Below are 18,745 nucleotides of genomic sequence, written 5' to 3' on the forward strand. Positions count from 1 at the left end.
CCATTGCCAAACTCGTCTTTGCTTCGGCAGCGCCAGCAGCTTTCTCCCAACTGCAGCAGCTTGAAACCCAAGCCAGTCAACTGGAAGCCGAACTGAGTCTGCGCAGTGCTAGCTTTCGCGAGCTCACTCAACCCGTAACCATCGCTGCGGTTCAACGGTTGATTCCGGCCAATGCCGCTTTGCTCGAGTTTATTCGCTATCGACCCTACGACTTGCGCACACAGAACTTTGGTGAGCCGCGCTATGGCGTCTATGTATTGCGTCCTAGAGGTCAACCCCTCGGAAAAGATCTGGGCACTGCTGCTGAAATTGATGCCCAAGTACGCCAGAGCCGTTTCCGTTTGGCTGACCCGCGTTTACCCAAGGTTGAAGTTCAACAGGCGGCTCAAGCTCTTGCTGAGCAGGTGATTACTCCCATTCGTCCCTGGCTTGGCAATGCAACTCATTTGCTCATTGCGCCGGATGGGGAGTTGAATACTATTCCCTTTCAGGCGCTTGTGGATGCCCAAGGGCGCTATCTGGTGGAATCCTATTTGATTACATTGCTGACCTCTGGGCGCGAACTTCTGCGCTTCCAATCCCGATCTGTAACTGCTAATACCCCTTTGATTATTGCTGACCCAAGTTTTGATCGCTCCTTTGGAAATGCCTCTTCATCAACGATGCACTCCCTTGATTGGCGGAGTTTGACTTTTACTCCCCTACCGGGGACAGCGGAGGAAGCGCAAGCCCTGAGGGCGCTCCTTCCCCAAGCCCAAGTGTTACTCCAAGCTGCGGCCACCGAAACAGCGGTTAAAGCTGCAAATTCCCCTAAAATTCTCCACTTGGCTACTCACGGCTTCTTTCTAGCTTCTTCGGGGAACAAAGGCATCCTTGAAAACCCCCTCCTGCGATCGGGGTTGGTTTTGGCGGCATCTAACGCACGCCAGAGTGGCTCAGAGGGTGATGATGGCTTCCTGACTGCCTTGGAAGTAACCAGCATGAATCTCAGTGGCACAGAGTTAGTCGTGTTATCCGCCTGTGATACGGGGCGAGGGGAGGTGGTGAATGGGGAGGGGGTCTATGGGTTGCGGCGAGCGTTTACATTGGCTGGGGCGCGATCGCAGGTGAGTACCCTGTGGAAAGTGGATGATCGAGTAACCCGCGATATGATGATAGCCTTTTACCAAAACCTGCACCGAGGCATGGGGCGAACAGAAGCCCTGCGGCAAGTCCAGCTTCAGCGACTCAAGGAGGAATCTCCCTACTATTGGGCAGCGTTTGTGTCCAGTGGTGATTGGTCTCCCTTAGCATTGCCCTGATGACGATGGTTCGTGCGATTCAATACCGTCTAGCCCTGTGGTACGTAGGAGTAACGGCACTCCTGCTCCTCATTTTTGCGACGGGGTTCTTTTTTTATGTGCGGGGAACGCTGATCGAGCGGATTGATGACACCCTTAGCCACGTTGTGGAGGTGGTGAGCCGCTCCCTAATGATTGACACAGGCACAGCAGAAGCAATTGATTGGCAAACCAGTTTAGGCAGTAGTCCCATTGCGGCACTGGAGGAAGATCACATTGACCTTGAGGGGTTTACCCCAAATCAGGAGTTGGCTTGGAGCACGTTTTCAGAACCCCTTGATCTGCCTTTGCATCTGAGTCGGACGGCGCAAACGGTACAGGTGGGCGAGGATCGCTGGCTACGGCAGATGACGGTGCCCTTAGTCGTGGGCGATCGCCTACTGGGCTATTTGCGGGTTAGCCATCCTTGGTTCGAGGTGACGCAACCTAGTCAAGCCCTCCTCTGGGATCTCTTAGTCGGTATTACCATCACGCTGACACTGGTGAGTATTAGTGGCTGGTTTCTGTCACGGCTAGCCATTGCCCCCTTGCAGCAATCCTATGCCTATTTGAAGCAATTTACCGCCGATGCCTCCCATGAACTGCGTAACCCCGTGGCCCTGATTCAAACCAATGTCCAAGTTGCCTTAGCCACTGCGGATCCTGAAGCCCAACGGCAACAACTTCTGGTCATTGAACGCCTTAGTCGTCGCCTCAGCCGTTTGGTGGATGATTTGCTGTTTCTGGCTCGCCAAGATAGTGGCATGATTCCCCTGCAGGCCCAACCCTGCCACCTCGATGCGATTCTTTTGGGGGTGATTGAGGAGCAGATGCCCCTGATTGAACAAAAGCACCTGCAACTGGAGTTGGAGCTGGCAGATCCCCAAACCTCAGAAGCGACAGCCTATCGCCTTTGGGGCAACCCCGATCATCTCAGTCGCTTGTTAACCAATATCCTCAGTAATGCCGTGCAATATACCCCTGCGGGTGGTCAGATTCAAGTGAGATTGGATCAACAGGGTAAATTTTACCGTGTGGTAATTGCCGATAATGGACCGGGGATTCCTGCCAGTGAACTGCCCCGCCTTTTTGATCGCTTTTATCGCCTTCAGGGCACAAAGTCCGAGGGAACGGGTTTAGGGCTGGCGATCGCCCAGTCTATTGTTCAGGCCCATCGAGGTCAGATTCAGGTTACTAGCGAAGTCGGTCAAGGGACCGGCTTTACGATTCTGCTGCCAACGGAAATAAAAGAAAGCTAGATCGCTGGTACGATCATCGCCAGAGTTATCCCCAAATCAGCCAATTGGATTAGGATTGCCACCACTGTGGAAAAGAAATCCCGTTCGCTTGCCCACATTGCCACCATTGTTGCCGTTGCTACGCTGTTGAGTAAAGTCGCGGGACTGGTTCGCCAGCAGGCGATCGCCGCCGAATTTGGTGTTGGCGCCGCAGTGGATGCCTACAGTTACGCCTATGTGATTCCGGGGTTTCTCTTTGTGCTCTTGGGGGGGATCAATGGCCCTTTCCACAGTTCGATCATCAGTGTGGTTCTCAAGCAACCCCCCGAAAAAGCCGCGCCCCTCGTGGAAACCATTACCACCGTTGTGGGCGCCCTATTGCTGGTGCTAACCGTCATTTTGATGGTGCTGGCGGATCCCTTAATTCAACTCATTGCCCCCGGCGCAAGTCCAGAGATTCAAGCCTTAGCCGCAGAGCAGTTTCGGATTATGGCCCCCTTGGCCGTACTCTCGGGTTTGATTGGGATTGGCTTTGGCACCCTCAATGCTGCCGATCAGTACTGGTTGCCTTCCATTAGTCCCCTGCTGTCTAGCTTGGCGGTAATCATTGGGATTTGGTTCTTTGCCGACGAATTTGGCCCCGCAGTGCTCGCTTGGGGAACCCTAGCGGGGGGGGTGCTGCAATGGCTTGTACAAATTCCTGCCCAATGGAAAGCTGGCATGGGCACATTGCGATTACGTTTTGATCTCAATCGTCCTGAGGTGCGGGAGTTAATTCAACTCATGGGGCCTGCCACTCTGTCTTCAGGAATGCTTTTGATCAGCGTTTATATCAGTCTCTTCTTTGCTTCCCAGTTGCCTGTGGGTGCTGCGTCGGCCTTGAGTTACTCCCAACTCCTATTTCTGACGCCCTTGGGGATTCTCTCCAATGTGATCCTTGTGCCCTATATGCCCATTTTTTCAAAGTTGGCACAGCCAGAACACTGGCCGCATCTTAAGGAACGCATTCGCCAGAGCTTGGTACTCACTGCCTTGAGTATGATGCCCCTCGGTGGCATGATGGCGGCTTTGGCATTGCCGGCAGTGCGGGTGGTCTATGAGCGGCGGGCCTTTGATTTTCAGGCCTCCCAATTGGTGGCGGCGCTCCTGCTGGTCTATGCCATTGGCATGTTTTTCTACCTTGCCCGCGATGTGATTGTGCGGGTCTTTTACGCCCTTGAGGATGGTCGCACCCCCCTGCAGATCACTCTCTGGGGGCTGGGTGTCAATGCCCTGTTTTGCTTTTTCTTTACCCAAGCCTTTGGCGCCGTCGGCCTTGCAATGGCGACAGTGGGGGTGAATACGGTATCGTTTATTGCCCTGACTTGGATTTTGCACCGCCGTTTGGAGGGACTACCTTGGGGGGAGTTGATTGTGCCTTTGCTGGGAATTGCTCTAGCCAGTGTTCTCGCTGGGGGGGCAGGTTGGGGTACCCTCAAAGGACTGGAATTGCTCTGGGGGCGCGAAGGTTTGGGGGTACAACTGTTGCAGCTGGCGATCGCAACCGGCGTCGGCCTGATCGTTTTTGCAGCGGCTATCTCGCCCCTGAATCTGCCAGAGCTGGAGTTTTTTCTAAGTAAAGTGCGGCGGTTTTTGCCCAAGCGATACCAGTAATCGGTTGCCATAGTATGCTAGTAAATCGGCCAATGACAAGCAGCGTTTTTGCGCTTCATTCCATCTGCCTCGGCCGTGGAGTACACCATGAAAGTTGTTTGTTCACAATCGATTCTCAATAGTAAACTGGCCCCCCTGAGTCGTGTTGCTCCTAGCAATCCGTCGCACCCGATTTTGGCAAATATTCTTCTGCAAGCTGAGGGTGGCCGCCTCGGACTCTCCGTTTTTGATCTCAGTCTGGGGATGCAAATCTGGCTCGATGCAGAGGTGAAGGTGCCGGGGGCGATTACCGTTTCCGCCAAGCTCTTTAGTGAGATGGTGTCGCGGATGCCCAATCGCGATATTGAGATTACGGCGGAAGATACGCGAGTGATCCTTGACTATGGCAGTGGTTTCTTTGAGATTCAGGGGATGAGTGCTGAGGAATTTCCTGCGTTGCCCACGTTAGAGGATGTGACGCCCGTTACTTTAACCGCAGAGGCATTGCGGCGAGGACTTCAGGGGAGCTTGTTTGCGGCCAGCACTGATGAAACCAAGCAAATTCTCACCGGCTTGCACGTGACCTTTGAGGTCGATTGCCTTGAGTTTGCGGCTACCGATGGCCACCGCCTTGCCGTTACCGTAACTGAACAGCCTGTTCCTGACGCTCTCTCGCCGATTACGATTCCAGCAAAATCCCTCAAAGATCTAGAGCGGCTGATGGCGAAACAAGATGGGGATGTGGCACTCCGCTGTGACCCCGCCCAGGTGGTGTTTGACATTGGCAATGATGCTCGCATCACCAGCCGTCTGCTGGAGGGCCAGTACCCCAACTACCGCCAACTGATTCCGAAAACCTTTGCTCGCCAAGTCACGGTTGAGCGATCGGCGTTGGCAGATGCCCTAGAACGGGTGGCGATTCTTGCGGCTCAAAGGAATAATGTTGTCAAAATCAACATTGATACTGAGGCTCAAGAACTCAAACTCTCCGCTGAGGCTCCGCAATTGGGAAGTGGTGAGGAGAAGGTGCCGGCTCAAATTTCTGGGGAGTCAATGGAGGTGGCCTTCAACGTCAAATACCTCCTTGAAGGACTGAAGGTGATGAATAGTTCCGATGTGCAACTTCAGCTGAATGGCGAAACCCAGCCCGCGATTCTCCTCCCCCTTGGGTCAGCCCAGATGAAATACTTGGTGATGCCAATTCAAATTCGTGCTTAGCGCAGGAAGTTGCTGGTGAACCAAAAGGTGACAAAAACGCCAATACCCACCAGTTGATCCACGCTAAGGAAGACCCCCGGCAGCCCAAGCTGATAGATGCCCACGGCGATCACCGCCCCCAAGATCAGGGCAAGGAGGGTGATTAAAAAGGCGCGGCCAAGGCGCTTTTCCTTGCGTTGCAGCCACACTAAGTTAAAGCCAACCCCCAGCGACAGCACCAATGCCAAGGTGTCGGGATTGGCCTGAGCCAGCCCGATTGCCATCAGAACAGCATAGACGGTTGAGGTAATGGCGATACCCCGCAGGTTGGGGGTGTCCAACTGTTGCTGCCACCACTGAAGGGCGGGATGATTGGCAATGCGATTTAGCTTCGCTGGCGCCGGTTCATTGAGTTGCTCAGCATAGCGAATGCGCTCAGGCACTTTGATTTTGCCCTCTTGGCGTTGCCGCAGCCGATCCATCAAAATTGCATCGTAGGCTGCTTCAATTTCGGTGCGCTGCCGTTCATCCCCCGGATGAGCCGCTAATAGCGCATCCCGTGCTTCTTTAATCTGCTCGAAAGAAGCGTCTTCCGGCACTTGCAGCTTTTCGTAGGGGTTATCACTCATGGCAAATTGATCTTTGTTCATTGGCCATTCTTACGGGCAGTATCAACAGCGGGCTGAAGGCTACCCTACAGCTTTTTCGTAACGATGCCGTACCTTCCCAAGGAGCTTATCTTGCTCGTTTAGATGGATGGCAGAGAAAAAAAACTGCAGCGCGATCGCCTTCCCTCAAATTCTAGCGAGTTCCTAGGAAAAACGAGAGAAAGTGGCGATTAAAGGGATGCAACCCCTTAAATGTAACAAATAATTTACTTTTGAGATTTTTAATTATTCTTTACAACGATGCGGGCGATCGCCCCCCAGGAGAACAGTTTCTTGTTGCAGATTTCCTTTGGCGCGATCGCGAGGCAGACAAACGTTAGCGTTGGGTTCAGTTGGTCAGGGGATGACTTGGGGAGGGGGAACTTTTGTATTTTTGTTTAACTTAAAAACAAAATTAACAGCAAAAACACGAAAACTAGTTTCTTAAAGAATGACTGCTTGTCTGAGAGACTTAGAGAGCTTGAAAAATTTTTTACTGATCCTCAAGGAAGCTGGAATTTTATTACAAAAAAATAATTTTCTTGACCGCTGCGGCTTCTGGCGATCGCTGGCGGACAATAGCAGTTAGGTCATCGTGTCGCTCCATTACCTAGGAGGCAAGCTCAACGTGAAACTGGCAGTGTACGGTAAAGGCGGAATTGGCAAATCCACCACCAGTTGCAACATCTCGGTGGCGCTGGCGCGGCGGGGCAAAAAAGTCCTGCAAATTGGCTGTGACCCCAAGCACGACAGCACATTTACCCTCACGGGCTTTCTGATTCCCACCATCATTGACACCCTCCAAGCCAAGAACTATCACTACGAAGATGTCTGGCCAGAGGATGTAATCTACAAAGGTTATGGCGGTGTGGATTGTGTTGAAGCGGGGGGCCCTCCAGCCGGCGCAGGGTGTGGGGGCTATGTTGTCGGTGAAACCGTCAAGCTCCTCAAGGAACTCAATGCCTTTGATGAATACGATGTCATTCTCTTTGACGTTCTTGGGGATGTGGTCTGTGGCGGCTTTGCTGCCCCCCTCAACTATGCTGATTATTGCCTGATTGTCACCGATAACGGCTTTGATGCCCTCTTTGCGGCCAATCGCATTGCCGCCTCCGTCCGCGAAAAAGCTCGCACGCACCCTCTGCGCCTTGCGGGTCTCATTGGTAATCGCACCAGTAAGCGGGATCTCATTGAAAAGTATGTGGCAGCAGTTCCCATGCCCATCCTTGAGGTGCTGCCGCTGATTGAGGATATTCGCGTGTCACGGGTTAAGGGCAAAACCCTCTTTGAGATGGCTGAAGGTGATCCGAGTCTCAACTATGTTTGTGACTACTACTTGAACATTGCCGATCAAATTTTGGCGCGGCCTGAGGGTGTCGTGCCTAAGGATGCCCCCGATCGCGACCTCTTTGCCCTGCTATCTGACTTCTACTTGAATCCTCAGGGATCAGAGCCTTCACTCGCTGCTGTCTAAAACTCCCCTAGAATACTCCACGGAACCCCCTCGCTGGAGTGAGTATGAACCCTGAACAACTACGGCAAAGCGCACGCAGTAAGTGGCTAGCCTACTACCAAGAAAACCGCCATTGGATTGTCCGCCTGGCCATTTGGGGTACCTATCGCGGTCAGCGGCGCCCCTCCTCGAGTTTTATTCTGGCAGTACTCACGACCCTAGAGCCCCGCCTAGTGGATGCTCTACCCGTCATTGTCGAACTCACCAACGATCCCGATCGCATTATTGCTGCCCTTGGCTTGAACTTCAACCCTGACGAAGAGCTAGCCAATCGGGATACCCCTGCTCAACTGCCCCCAGAACCTCGCTTACTTCCCCCTCAGCCCTTTGTGAGTAATCGGGCTGAAGAACACAGTGAGGAGGCTGCTCGAAGTCATCAAACCTAGTTTCAATAGTTTCTAAATTTGGAGGCTCTCCCTATGACTGCCACTGCTCCCAACGCCCTCAACTTTGAGTGTGAAACAGGTAATTACCATACCTTTTGCCCCATCAGCTGTGTGGCGTGGCTCTACCAAAAGATTGAAGATAGTTTCTTCTTGGTCATTGGTACTAAGACCTGTGGCTACTTTTTGCAGAATGCCATGGGGGTGATGATTTTTGCAGAACCCCGCTATGCCATGGCGGAGCTAGAAGAGGGGGACATTTCAGCACAACTCAATGATTATGAAGAGTTAAGGCGCCTCTGCCTCCAAATTAAGCGCGATCGCAACCCCAGCGTGATTGTTTGGATCGGCACCTGCACCACAGAAATTATCAAAATGGACTTGGAGGGACTGGCTCCCAAACTCGAAGCCGAAATTGGCATTCCCATTGTTGTTGCTCGTGCCAATGGTCTCGACTACGCCTTTACCCAAGGGGAAGATACAGTACTAGCAGCAATGGCCGCTCGTTGCCCCACGCCCACAGCGGTTAGTGATCCAGAGGAGCGTAACCCTATTCAACGGCTTCTCAACTTTGGCAAAAAAAAAGAAGAAGTCCAAACCGAATCAAGCCAATACCACGACCACCCACCCCTTGTTCTCTTTGGCTCCCTGCCAGATCCCGTGGTGACCCAACTCACCTTGGAATTGAAAAAACAGGGCATTAAAGTTTCAGGATGGCTTCCTGCCAAACGCTATACCGAATTGCCAGTCATTGATGAAGGCTACTATGTCGCTGGCGTGAATCCCTTTCTCAGTCGTACCGCCACCACCCTGATTCGCCGCCGTAAATCTCAACTCATTACGGCGCCTTTTCCCATTGGTCCTGATGGTACTCGCGCCTGGATCGAACAGATTTGTGCTACCTTTGGCATTCAGCCCCAAGGCCTAGCGGAGCGCGAAACCGAAACTTGGGAAAAACTCAGTGACTACCTTGAATTAGTGCGAGGCAAATCGGTCTTTTTTATGGGGGACAATCTCCTAGAGATCTCCCTAGCGCGGTTTTTGATTCGTTGTGGTATGCGGGTGCATGAAATCGGCATTCCCTACATGGATAAGCGCTACCAAGCGGCCGAGTTAGAACTCTTGACAAAGACCTGTGCCGAAATGGGACATCCCCTACCCACCATTGTTGAAAAACCGGATAACTACAACCAGCTGCAGCGGATTAAGGCGCTTCAGCCCGATCTGGTCATTACGGGTATGGCCCACGCCAACCCCCTTGAGGCCCGTGGCATCAGTACCAAGTGGTCTGTGGAATTCACGTTTGCTCAGATCCACGGCTTTGGCAATGCCCGCGACATCTTGGAATTGGTGACTCGTCCCCTACGGCGCAACCAAGCCCTGGCGGGATTAGGCTGGCAAAAACTGGTTGCCAATTGAGAAAAAGAACCCCCTCTGAAGGTAGCAAGAGGGGGCAACAAGCCACACTCCACACTAACACTCCACACTAAAAACGTTATTGGGGCGGTTGTAAAATTCGATTTTGGAGATTGGGCGGCATGCTACCTGGCGTTGGCGAGTACTGGTAGCCAAATTCAGCATCCTGGGTATCATTAATAATCTTTGGCGTTACCATCACCACCAGTTCATTACGTTGACGTGCGTTGGTTTCCCGGCGGAAGAGTCGCCCCAGGAGGGGAATATCGCCTAGGATGGGAATTTTCGTAACTGTTGAGCGATCCTGATCTTGGATGATCCCCGCCAACATCAATGTCTGGCCATCCCGCAGGCGGATCCGCCCTGACTCCATCCGCCGTTGTGACAGCAGCGTTCCTGTGGACGGGTTTGCTACCCCCGGAAAGACGACCGAATAGGTGCCACTCGGAGCACTCACCTCAGGAGAGAGTTGCAACGTAACGAAGCCATTGTCGTCAATTTGATCCACTGTGACATTGAAAATCACCCCTGCAGGTCGAATGATGGGTCGAATTGTCTGAGACTGAAGGGCTGCCCCTGACCCTGTCCCCTGAGCTTCAACAGTGGATTCAATCCCTGAGAAAATCTCTTGGGTCAAATTGACCTGGGCAGCACTGCCCTCTTGAATCACAAGGGTTGGATTAGTGAGGATTGTCGCATTCCCTGTGTCGATAGCCAATTGAATTTGGGCAAAAAAGTCACTGAGCAAATTACCCACTGGTGTGTTGGGAACGGGAGGTAAAGGTGTAGGGGTCAAACCACCCACATTGGGGGTGGTACCACGGATAACGCTGAGTCCATCAGCGCTGAAGATAGCTCCCCAAAGACCGCTACCAAAGTTAGTGATTAAGTCTGCATTTGCTCTCTGGCCGCGCAGTAGATTAACGTCAATAAACTTGACATTTACCATGACCTGTCGCTTGCGGATGTCAAACTGCTGAATGAGCTGGGTGGCAATTTCCACCTTACGTGGTGTGCCAATGAGGGTAATTGTGTTCGTACGAGGATCCCCAACGACCTCCAAACCCTTTAGGAGTGTACTACGGCAAATTTGACTGATGGCGCCGCCGGCTGCAGATGGGACCTGAAGCTGCTCACAGCCCGTTGCTGGCGCTTGTCCTGTATCAGGCAAGTTGGCACCATACATTTCCAACAACTGCACAGCACCCAACTGTAAGTCACCCTCACGAGTTCGAGTTTCACGGTTGAGGGCTGTTTGAGCGGTTGTTGAGGCTTGGGCACCAGCGCCGCCGGCAGTGCCAATAGTACCTCCCGTTTGCGCAATGGAGCTAATTTCCCGTGTGGTTGAACCCGCACCGAAGACTCGCATTTGATTCAAACGAATGGTGCGAACAATACGGTTTTGGGCATCGGGAGGCAAAGCTTGACCAATAAAGATGGTGCGGCCTTGACGATTGGCTTTGAGGTTGGTGACCCGCAGCACGTAGTTGAACACATCTTGGACAGATTCGTTTTCAATGTCGAGGGAGATGGTTGGCCCGCCAGTCGTGCCCCCTTCGGGAAAAACCACGTTCAGATTGACTGCCCGTGCCAACAGAGAAAGCACTTCCCGCACGGGCGCTTCCCGCAGGAGTAAGCGGGGAATCCGCTGATTTGTGCCCAGTTCAATAACATCCGGTTCTGCGTTCAGAGGACTAATGAGCATATCGCCAACGGGTGGCGGTACTGGGCGCGGCAGAAAAGGAGGAACGGCACTGGGGCCGGGGGGCATAGCCGTGGGTTGGCCACTGGGAGCAACTTGGGGACCAGCAGGGCCTTGAGCTGTAATGAAGTTAATTTGCAGGCCAGCGCGTCCTTCGCGGATGACCTCACCAATGGGGGCAGCACTAATGCCATTCACGGTGACGCGGATGGTTTTGGCATCGAGTTGCACGACCTCGACGGAGGAGATACCGGGAGCGGGGTTCTCTTGGCGGAAGGCCCCCCCTTGGGGTAGGCGCAGTTGGCTATTGGCAATGTCGGCAATGGAGGTATTGCCACGATTGACAGTGAAAACCGCTGGCCGTAGATTCCCTTGCACGTTAAAAAGGAGCTGGATACCGTTAGCAGCAGTCACAAGGCGAATGGCGGTAATTTCTGTGGCTGCGGCCCAAGTGGGTGTTTGACCTGCAGCAATGAGGGCCGTTGTGGCCACCCCTAAACCGAGACGATGTAAAAACTGACTCACGATGCTTGACTCCTCACAAATGCCACCAAACCTACGAAAAGAGAATGCTACTCAGTCCTAAAATAATCTACGCTGCTTCTTTAATTGCCATGCGCTATTGCTGTTGTGGTTGCTGCCGTTGTCCTTGCTGCTCACCTCCTTGGGGTTTTTCCTCCTGAGGGGGGGGTGCTAAAGCAGCGATTTCCTCAGGGGTTAGGGGCACATAGGCTATGAGCTTAAATGTGGTAGTGACGTCACCAGGCTTGTCGGCTATCGCTTCCATCGTCAGGTTGTTAATAACGAGGAAGTTTTGCTGCTGATCAATTTTTTGCATAATCTGCAAAATACTGGGAAATGGCCCTTGAACTGTAATGTTGGTAACTTGTCGTTTTAGCTTGCCATTTAATTCTGGACCCAGGGAGCCATCTTGGACGATTCCTGAACCTGCACTATCAGGTTCAAAGGTGATGAGTTGAGCGCCGCTTGTAACAATCAGCCGGTTAATGTCCAGTAAGAGGGTGTCAAGGGCTGCTTGGGTAGCAAAGAGCGATCGCACATCCCGATTTTCCTGCTTGGCGCGCTCTAACCCCGCGATCACATCATTGAGTTGCTTCAGGAGCACTTCCCGCTGGGAGAGGTCATTTTCCTGTTGGGTAATTTCTTGCTGTAGCTTGGCGGCTTCCTCGAGCTTGGGGGCAATGAGAAGACTGCCCAGATAGACGGCGGCTCCCAAACCAACAAGGGCAATCAATACCCCACTCACTAGGGGTGTCAAGGTGATGCCAAAGACTGTCGGATAATTGGGTGCTGGTTCCTCAAGTGGGGGGCCGCCAAAATCGCCAGTTAGAGTCATTGCTGTACCACTCCTTTTTCTTTGAGAAATTGAATGCGCGCCACTAGTCCTTGAAGGCCATTGGCGGCAAGTTGCTCAAGGAGTTCCGATGCCGGCACGCTAGCGATCGCGGTCTTAACACTAAAGGAAACAGTGGTGATTTTCTCCTCTGCGTTGCCACCGGTTGAGCGCTCAGCCTTGATTAACTGGGTGGCCTTGCCATCAAAGAAGGGAGAGCGATTTTGCAGGAGCAATAGAAACTCACTCACGGCGTCAAAGGACACCGCTGTTCCCTCGATGGTTAACTCCTGCAATGCTTCTCCCCCTTGGGTAATTTTGCGAATTTGTACCCCTGCTGGCGTTTGAGTTGCCATACTGCGCATCGCCGCAGACCAAGGTTTGACCTGATTAAAGACGCTGGCAAGGGCTTTGGTTTCAGCGGCAATTTGATCTTGCTCTTTTTTAATTTGATCCATACGTTGCAAATCCGGCGAAATTGCAGCAAGGCGATCTTGAATTGTTTTTTGCTTATTCGCCAGTTGTTGCAGCCAGAGGTTGGCACCCACTGAGCCCAGGAGAGCGAGACCCACAAAGAAGAGGGCGGCAATACTACCAATAATAATCGGTACGTTACTCATTCCTGCTGCTGTGGTTGTCGCAGCAGCCATCCCTCCCACTTCAGGACGTTCTTTGAGGAGGTTAATCTCAATTGAGTACATACATGCTCCTAAGCGCCACGCAGACCAAGACCAATCACCGTGCCGAGGGCAGGGCGTTTTTCGAGGGGAATCTCTTCAGGAGTTTGCAGCCCTAGCAAACTAATGGGGTCAACTAAAGTGGTGGCATAGTTGAGTCGCTGACTAAAAAACTCATCCACTTGACCGATACTGGCACCCGGACCTGCCAGCAGCAACTGTGACACCTCTAGACTCTCCCCTTGATTGAGATAGAAGTCTATGGAGCGGCGGATTTCGTCCGCCAGATCCGAGAGAACGCGCAAAATAGCTGCGCCACTGGGGTTGAGGGCTCCGGTTAAATCCATTGGCTCTAGGGGAACCGTAAGATTCTCAATGAGGTCAACGCCCATGGAGGGAGGTAAATTCATGGCGCGGCTGATGGCCTCTTGCATACGTTCTTTACCAATGGGCACTTTGCGGTTAAACTGGGGAATCCCATCCTTGACGATGCTAATTTCTGTGCCTTCATCGCCAATATCAATAATGGCTGCTGCTTCCCCCACAAATTGTTGTAGCGAATCCCGCAGCGTACGCATGAGGGCAAAATTGGTAACTTCCAATGCAGTCAGTTGCAAACCGGCTTGGGTAAAGGCATTGATGTAGGCATCGGTCACCTCGCGGGGTGTACCCACCAACAGGATTTCTACTCGCTCAATGCCATCTTCATCAAGGGTGGTTCCCAGCTTTTGATAGTCAACATCCGCTTCTTCGCGGGGAAAGGGGAGGTAGAGGGGGGCTTCCTGCATGAGAACCACTTCCCGCAATTCGTAGTCCGGTAATTCAGCAGGCAGGCGAATCAGGCGAATCACGGCTTCATTCATGGGAATGGCACTGATCACCTCTTTTTGTTTGATGCGTTTATCTTCAATCCCTTGACGGATGGCATCGGCGACGGCGGTGGTGTCAATAATGCGGCCTTCTTCAATGGCGCCTTCAGCCAAGGGTACTGAGGCCATGGCCGTCATTTTCAGACCCTGCTTTTGCCGCTGAATCTGCACGATATTGACCCGCTCTGGGGTGAGTTCAATCCCCAAGCCTTGCTTTGGTTTTGCAAATAGGTTTCCCAGCACAATATCACCCACCAGTAACGGTCAAGTGTCCATGAACGAAACGACGTCAAGAGTCAAGGATAAGGGTTTCACAACAGAGCAGCGTTGCACCCGAGGGGGTTATGCAAATGCCGCTATTGCTAAGGCAATCATAACCAATGGGCATCGGTTCTTTTCAATGGGTTGGTATGGTTTGCAAAGTGTCTTTATGCAAAAGTATGCAAAACTGAAGGGCAAACCTGTGGCAATGTGCAAGGCCCCTATTGCGTACTAGGAAAGATAAAAATGCTCATAAAAAACGTGAGCTGGTGATGGGGAGCTATAAAAGTTGTCCACAGGCACGGGCGATCGCCCAATCTTCTTGGGTCTGAACCACGAGCACTTGTACAGGAGCAGTAGGCAGCGCAATGTTACGATCCCCTTTACCCTTTTCGTTAGCTGTGCCATCTAACTCAATTCCCAGCCAAGCTAGCCCTCGGCAGACATCGCGGCGCACACCTGCGGCGTTTTCACCAATTCCTGCCGTGAATACCAATGCATCGAGGCTCCCAAGAGCTGGCAACAGACTGGCAATGCCCCGCTGTAGGGAATAGATAAAGCAGTCATAGGCCAACTGGGCTTGGGTATTTCCCTGATCAATGGCTGCCAAAATCTGCCGCAAATCATTACTCACTCCAGAGACGCCCAACAGTCCCGATTGCCGATTCACCAGCCGCTCCAGTTCTTCAACCGTCCGACCCCGCCGCAGTAGATAGAGCAAAATCCCCGGATCAATGTCGCCACAGCGCGTCCCCATCATCACTCCCGCTGTAGGGGTAAAACCCATCGTGGTTTCCACGGAGATTCCTCCCTTGACCGCAGTCAGAGAACAACCATTCCCGAGGTGGCAGCTAATCAGGCACAACTCTGCTAGGGGACGCTGCAACAGGGTCGCAGCCCGCTCACTGACGTATTGATGGCTAATGCCGTGGAAGCCATAGCGTTGAATACCAGCAGTTGTTAGTTCATAGGGAATGGCGTAGGTGCGTGCCACTGCTGGCAGTTGAGCATGGAAAGCAGTATCAAACACGGCCACTTGGGGCGTTTGGGGACAAATGTCGGCCATTAATTCTATCCCCAGCAGGTTGGCTGGATTGTGGAGCGGCGCATATTCACTAAATTCGGTAATCACTGCTTTCACCTGTGCATTCACTCGCACTGGTGCTTGGTAACGGCTACCGCCATGGACAACGCGATGACCGATGATCGTAATTTCTGCAAGGCTTTCCAAGAGCTTTGTCTGGCCACTGGTGAGGGTGTCTAGGAGGCTTTTGAGCCAGTCCCGTAGGCCTGTAATTCCCCCCTCTGGGTGAGTTAAGTTGGCTTCGTAGCACTGGTCGGCAGTGGTTACCTTGAGATGCGCCACCGTCGGGTTTTGTCCCCAATCGAGGAGGCCTTGCCAAAGGGGAGTGGGGGGTGTAGCAGCCGTTGCCCCTATTTCAGGGGCTAGCCGATACAAACAGGCTTTGAGGCTACTAGAGCCAGCATTTAACACCAGCACCGTGATCATGGCAGCTCAGCAAAAGCATTGCCTCTATCCTAGCCAAGCGCCTTTGGCAACCGATGCAGCGCAGAACACCTTGAGGCGAAAAACATGGCCCTAGAATTGGGACAGGCATTGGGGAAGTTAGCATGTTTTGGCAAAAGCTGAAATGGCGGCGACAGGGTGTGTATCTGCTGTTGTTTCTCCTGGGGCTGTTAATTGCTGCAGTGGTGTTCACCCAATTGCGATCGCACCCCATTATCCGCCCTTCCCTAAGCCCGCTGCCTCAACATCCGCAAATTGCGGTACACATGAATCACTCCCAAGCCCACAGTTACCAAGAACCCTATCGCCCCTATACCCGTGAAGGGGAAGACCTTGAGGCAATCATGATTGAGCAGATTGCTAAGGCACAAAAGACCATTGATGTGGCGGTGCAGGAGTTTCGCCTCCCGAATCTGGCAAAGGCGCTAGCAGCACGGCAGCGGGCAGGCGTACGGGTACGGGTGGTAATGGAGAATACCTACACTGCCCCTTGGGCAAAATACAGTGCTGCTCAAGTCAGTGCCATGGATCCGAGGATGCGGGAGCGCTATAACGACTGGAAGGCGCTTGTGGATACCAACGGCGATGGCCAACTCAGTGCAGCGGAATTGAGCGATCGCGACGTGCAGACCATTCTCAACGAGGCGAAGATTCCTTGGATTGATGACACTGCCGATGGCTCCAAGGGCAGCATGCTCATGCACCACAAGTTTATTGTGATAGACAATCGTCAAGTGATTGCAACTACGGCGAACTTTACCCTCAGTGATGTCCACGGTGACTTGGCACGACCGGATACCCGTGGCAATGCCAACTCCCTTTTAGTGATTGATAGCCCCGCCGTGGCACGCCTATTTACCGAGGAATTTAACATCATGTGGGGCGATGGCCCCGGTGGTCAGCCTAACAGTCGCTTTGGGGTCAAAAAGCCGGTGCGTCCCCCCCAACGGGTGCCTGTGGGCGATGCCATAGTCATGGTGCGCTTTTCGCCGACCCCGCGATCGCAACCCTGGGCGGCCTCTACAAACGGCCTCATTGGTCAAATCCTGAGTCGCAGTCGCCAAAGAATTGATATGGCGCTCTTTGTCTTCTCGGATCAGGAACTGTCCAACGTTTTAGAGGAACGCCATGACCAAGGGGTAAAAATTCGTGCCCTCATTGATGCCGGATTTATCTACCGTGACTTTAGCGAAGCCCTCGATATGATGGGAGTGGCGATGGCGAATACGGCCCAAGCCCGTCAAGGTAACTGTTACTACGAAACCGGTAACCGCCCCTGGCAAAACCCCATTCAAACGGTGGGCACTCCCCTACTACCGGAGGGGGATAAGCTGCACCATAAGTATGGCGTTATTGACGATCGCACCGTGATTGTGGGTTCCCACAACTGGTCAGAAGCAGCCAATCGCGGTAACGATGAATTTTTGCTGGTGATTGAGCATCCCACGGTAGCAGCTCACTATGAACGGGAGTTTGAGCGGCTCTATAGCAATAGTCGTCTGGGTCTACCGCAACACACTCGCGATCGCCTCCAGCAACAGTTGACCGCCTGTGGCGGTAATATTGCCACCCGACCCGCCCCCTCTTCCGCAAATCGTGCCCGCACGCCTACCTCACGGGTCAATTTGAACACAGCTACTGCGGCTGAACTGGAGACCCTACCGGGCGTCGGACCAAAACTAGCGGCCGAAATTATCCGTGCCCGCGAGCAAAAGCCTTTTAATTCCTTGGCGGATCTAGATGCCGTCCCCGGTGTTGGGCCGAAGCTCCTGGAACGCCTGCGCGATCGCGTGACATGGTAACGGCCTAAATCACGCTTAACAAATCACACTTCCTAAGTCACACTTAACTAACTAAGTCACACTTAGTAAGTCACAAGGGTGGTAATTGGCACGTCGGGAAGCTTTTGCCGTCCCTCTAAGTCCGTCAGCTCCACAATAAAGGCAAAGCCATGGAGTTCGCCTTGCGCTTTCTGAATCAGGCCCGCCGCCGCTGCCGCTGTGCCCCCTGTGGCAATCAAGTCATCGACAATTAGCACTCGCCGCCCCGGTTCGATAGCATCCTGGTGCATTTCCAAGCGATCGCGCCCGTATTCAAGTTCATACTCCACCGCATAGACAGGAGCACAGAGCTTACCGGGTTTGCGCAGAGGGATGAAGCCTGCTCCCAGGTGGTAGGCCAAAGGGGCGCCGAAAATAAAGCCGCGGGACTCAATGCCAGCCACATAGTCAATGCCAGCATTGGCGTGTTTTTCCACCAGTTGATCAATGACGTAGCGCAGCCCCGCCTGATTTTGCAGTAGTGTTGTTAAATCCCGAAACAGAATGCCGGGCTTAGGGAAGTCTGGAACATCGCGAATCAGGGATTTGAGATCCATAGGGTAATGTATTTCCAATCAGTTCAGAAGCATCCTATCTCAGATCCTGTCTAACGCCAAAAGTAGTGGGCAACAAAGATAACCGCCAATCCCCAGAGGGCGGGGTGCACTTCTCTGCCTTTCCCTGCAGCTAATTTGACGATTGGATAGCTAATAAATCCCACCCCTAGCCCCTCACTGATGGAGTAGCTCAAGGGCATCACTAACACCACCAAAAAAGCGGGGATCGCCTCCGTCAGATCAGACCAAGGAATCTCTGAGAGCGATCGCGCCATAAAAACACCCACCAGTACCAACGCCGGTGCCGTGGCAAAACTGGGAATAGCCGTCGTAATCGGCAAAAACAGTAGTGAGAGCAAGAACAACCCCCCCACCATCAGTGCCGTCAGCCCTGTCCGTCCACCCACAGCAATGCCCGCTGCCGATTCAATATAGGTGACCACGGTGGAGGTGCCAAAGAGGGCGCCAACAATTGTTCCTACTGCATCCGCCATAAAGGCTCCCAAGGCGCGGGGAAAATGCCCTTGCGGATTGAGAAACCCTGCCTGTACCCCCACCGCTGAAAGGGTGCCTACGGTGTCGAATATATCGGTAAAAAGCAGAACCAGCGTCACTAAGAGAAAAGACCCCAC

General features: G+C 52.9%; 16 protein-coding genes. 8 read left to right on the forward strand and 8 right to left on the reverse strand.

The genetic code is table 11. The annotated features are described in order from the left end of the window. The 4 genes from H8Q75_RS07000 to dnaN form a co-directional block, all read left to right on the forward strand. Positions 1-1,301 (forward strand): CHAT domain-containing protein (locus H8Q75_RS07000; protein WP_297040984.1); only part of this gene is annotated, 1,301 nt, incomplete at its 5' end. Between the two features lie 5 nt (positions 1,302-1,306). Further along, entirely contained in the window at positions 1,307-2,578 is a 1,272-nt protein-coding gene (locus H8Q75_RS07005; RefSeq protein WP_365970853.1) for a HAMP domain-containing sensor histidine kinase, read from the forward strand. Positions 2,579-2,644: 66 nt separating this feature from the next. Continuing rightward, the gene (gene murJ / locus H8Q75_RS07010) at positions 2,645-4,210 is read left to right on the forward strand and encodes a murein biosynthesis integral membrane protein MurJ (RefSeq protein WP_024125422.1); all 1,566 of its coding nucleotides are present in this window, start codon (positions 2,645-2,647) and stop codon (positions 4,208-4,210) included. Between the two features lie 87 nt (positions 4,211-4,297). After that, positions 4,298-5,407, forward strand: a complete 1,110-nt coding sequence (gene dnaN, locus H8Q75_RS07015) for a DNA polymerase III subunit beta (RefSeq protein ID WP_297040986.1) — start codon at positions 4,298-4,300, stop codon at positions 5,405-5,407. Here dnaN and H8Q75_RS07020 read toward each other — a convergent pair. After that, a complete protein-coding gene (locus H8Q75_RS07020) occupies positions 5,404-6,036 on the reverse strand; it encodes a CPP1-like family protein (protein ID WP_024125424.1) in 633 nt (210 codons plus the stop codon). The two genes, dnaN and H8Q75_RS07020, sit on opposite strands and share 4 nt — an antisense overlap. Positions 6,037-6,661: 625 nt before the next feature. Between H8Q75_RS07020 and bchL the strand changes: the two genes are divergently transcribed. Genes bchL through H8Q75_RS07035 form a run of 3 tightly spaced genes read left to right on the forward strand, consistent with a single transcriptional unit; the run spans position 6,662 to position 9,348 of the window. Continuing rightward, positions 6,662-7,507, forward strand: coding sequence for a ferredoxin:protochlorophyllide reductase (ATP-dependent) iron-sulfur ATP-binding protein (gene bchL / locus H8Q75_RS07025; protein ID WP_024125425.1), 846 nt, complete (start codon positions 6,662-6,664; stop codon positions 7,505-7,507). A 44-nt stretch (positions 7,508-7,551) separates the two neighbouring features. Further along, positions 7,552-7,932, forward strand: coding sequence for a DUF5331 domain-containing protein (locus H8Q75_RS07030; protein WP_024125426.1), 381 nt, complete (start codon positions 7,552-7,554; stop codon positions 7,930-7,932). A gap of 33 nt (positions 7,933-7,965) precedes the next feature. After that, positions 7,966-9,348, forward strand: a complete 1,383-nt coding sequence (locus H8Q75_RS07035) for a ferredoxin:protochlorophyllide reductase (ATP-dependent) subunit N (RefSeq protein ID WP_297040987.1) — start codon at positions 7,966-7,968, stop codon at positions 9,346-9,348. Positions 9,349-9,424: 76 nt separating this feature from the next. Here H8Q75_RS07035 and H8Q75_RS07040 read toward each other — a convergent pair whose 3' ends face one another. The 5 genes from H8Q75_RS07040 to H8Q75_RS07060 all read right to left on the reverse strand — a co-directional run bounded on the left by H8Q75_RS07040 (position 9,425) and on the right by H8Q75_RS07060 (position 15,718). Next, positions 9,425-11,572 carry an AMIN domain-containing protein gene (locus H8Q75_RS07040; RefSeq protein ID WP_297040988.1) on the reverse strand — a complete coding sequence of 716 codons (2,148 nt, stop codon included), beginning with the start codon at positions 11,570-11,572 and terminating at the stop codon, positions 9,425-9,427. A gap of 94 nt (positions 11,573-11,666) precedes the next feature. Continuing rightward, positions 11,667-12,404 carry a pilus assembly protein PilO gene (locus H8Q75_RS07045; RefSeq protein ID WP_024125428.1) on the reverse strand — a complete coding sequence of 246 codons (738 nt, stop codon included), beginning with the start codon at positions 12,402-12,404 and terminating at the stop codon, positions 11,667-11,669. Then, a complete protein-coding gene (locus H8Q75_RS07050) occupies positions 12,401-13,102 on the reverse strand; it encodes a PilN domain-containing protein (protein WP_024125429.1) in 702 nt (233 codons plus the stop codon). Before H8Q75_RS07050 ends, H8Q75_RS07045 begins: the two co-directional genes overlap by 4 nt. Before the next feature lie 8 nt (positions 13,103-13,110). Beyond that, positions 13,111-14,190, reverse strand: a complete 1,080-nt coding sequence (gene pilM / locus H8Q75_RS07055; protein WP_041429787.1) for a type IV pilus assembly protein PilM — start codon at positions 14,188-14,190, stop codon at positions 13,111-13,113. A 298-nt stretch (positions 14,191-14,488) separates the two neighbouring features. Then, positions 14,489-15,718, reverse strand: a complete 1,230-nt coding sequence (locus tag H8Q75_RS07060; protein ID WP_024125431.1) for an acetate kinase — start codon at positions 15,716-15,718, stop codon at positions 14,489-14,491. Between the two features lie 122 nt (positions 15,719-15,840). On the opposite strand from H8Q75_RS07060, the gene H8Q75_RS07065 reads away from it, so the two are divergent. Then, positions 15,841-17,538 carry a DUF655 domain-containing protein gene (locus tag H8Q75_RS07065; protein ID WP_297040989.1) on the forward strand — a complete coding sequence of 566 codons (1,698 nt, stop codon included), beginning with the start codon at positions 15,841-15,843 and terminating at the stop codon, positions 17,536-17,538. A 62-nt stretch (positions 17,539-17,600) separates the two neighbouring features. Here the strand turns inward: H8Q75_RS07065 and H8Q75_RS07070 are convergent, their stop codons facing one another. Both H8Q75_RS07070 and H8Q75_RS07075 read right to left on the reverse strand, forming a co-directional pair. Continuing rightward, a complete protein-coding gene (locus H8Q75_RS07070) occupies positions 17,601-18,113 on the reverse strand; it encodes an adenine phosphoribosyltransferase (RefSeq protein ID WP_024125433.1) in 513 nt (170 codons plus the stop codon). 50 nt (positions 18,114-18,163) lie between these two features. Beyond that, positions 18,164-18,745, reverse strand: a 582-nt coding sequence (locus tag H8Q75_RS07075) for an NCS2 family permease (RefSeq protein ID WP_297040990.1), incomplete at its 5' end; no start/stop codon positions are given.

Origin of the sequence: Thermosynechococcus sp. OHK43 (genome assembly GCF_014466085.1) — a bacterium.
Lineage (GTDB): Bacteria > Cyanobacteriota > Cyanobacteriia > Thermosynechococcales > Thermosynechococcaceae > Thermosynechococcus.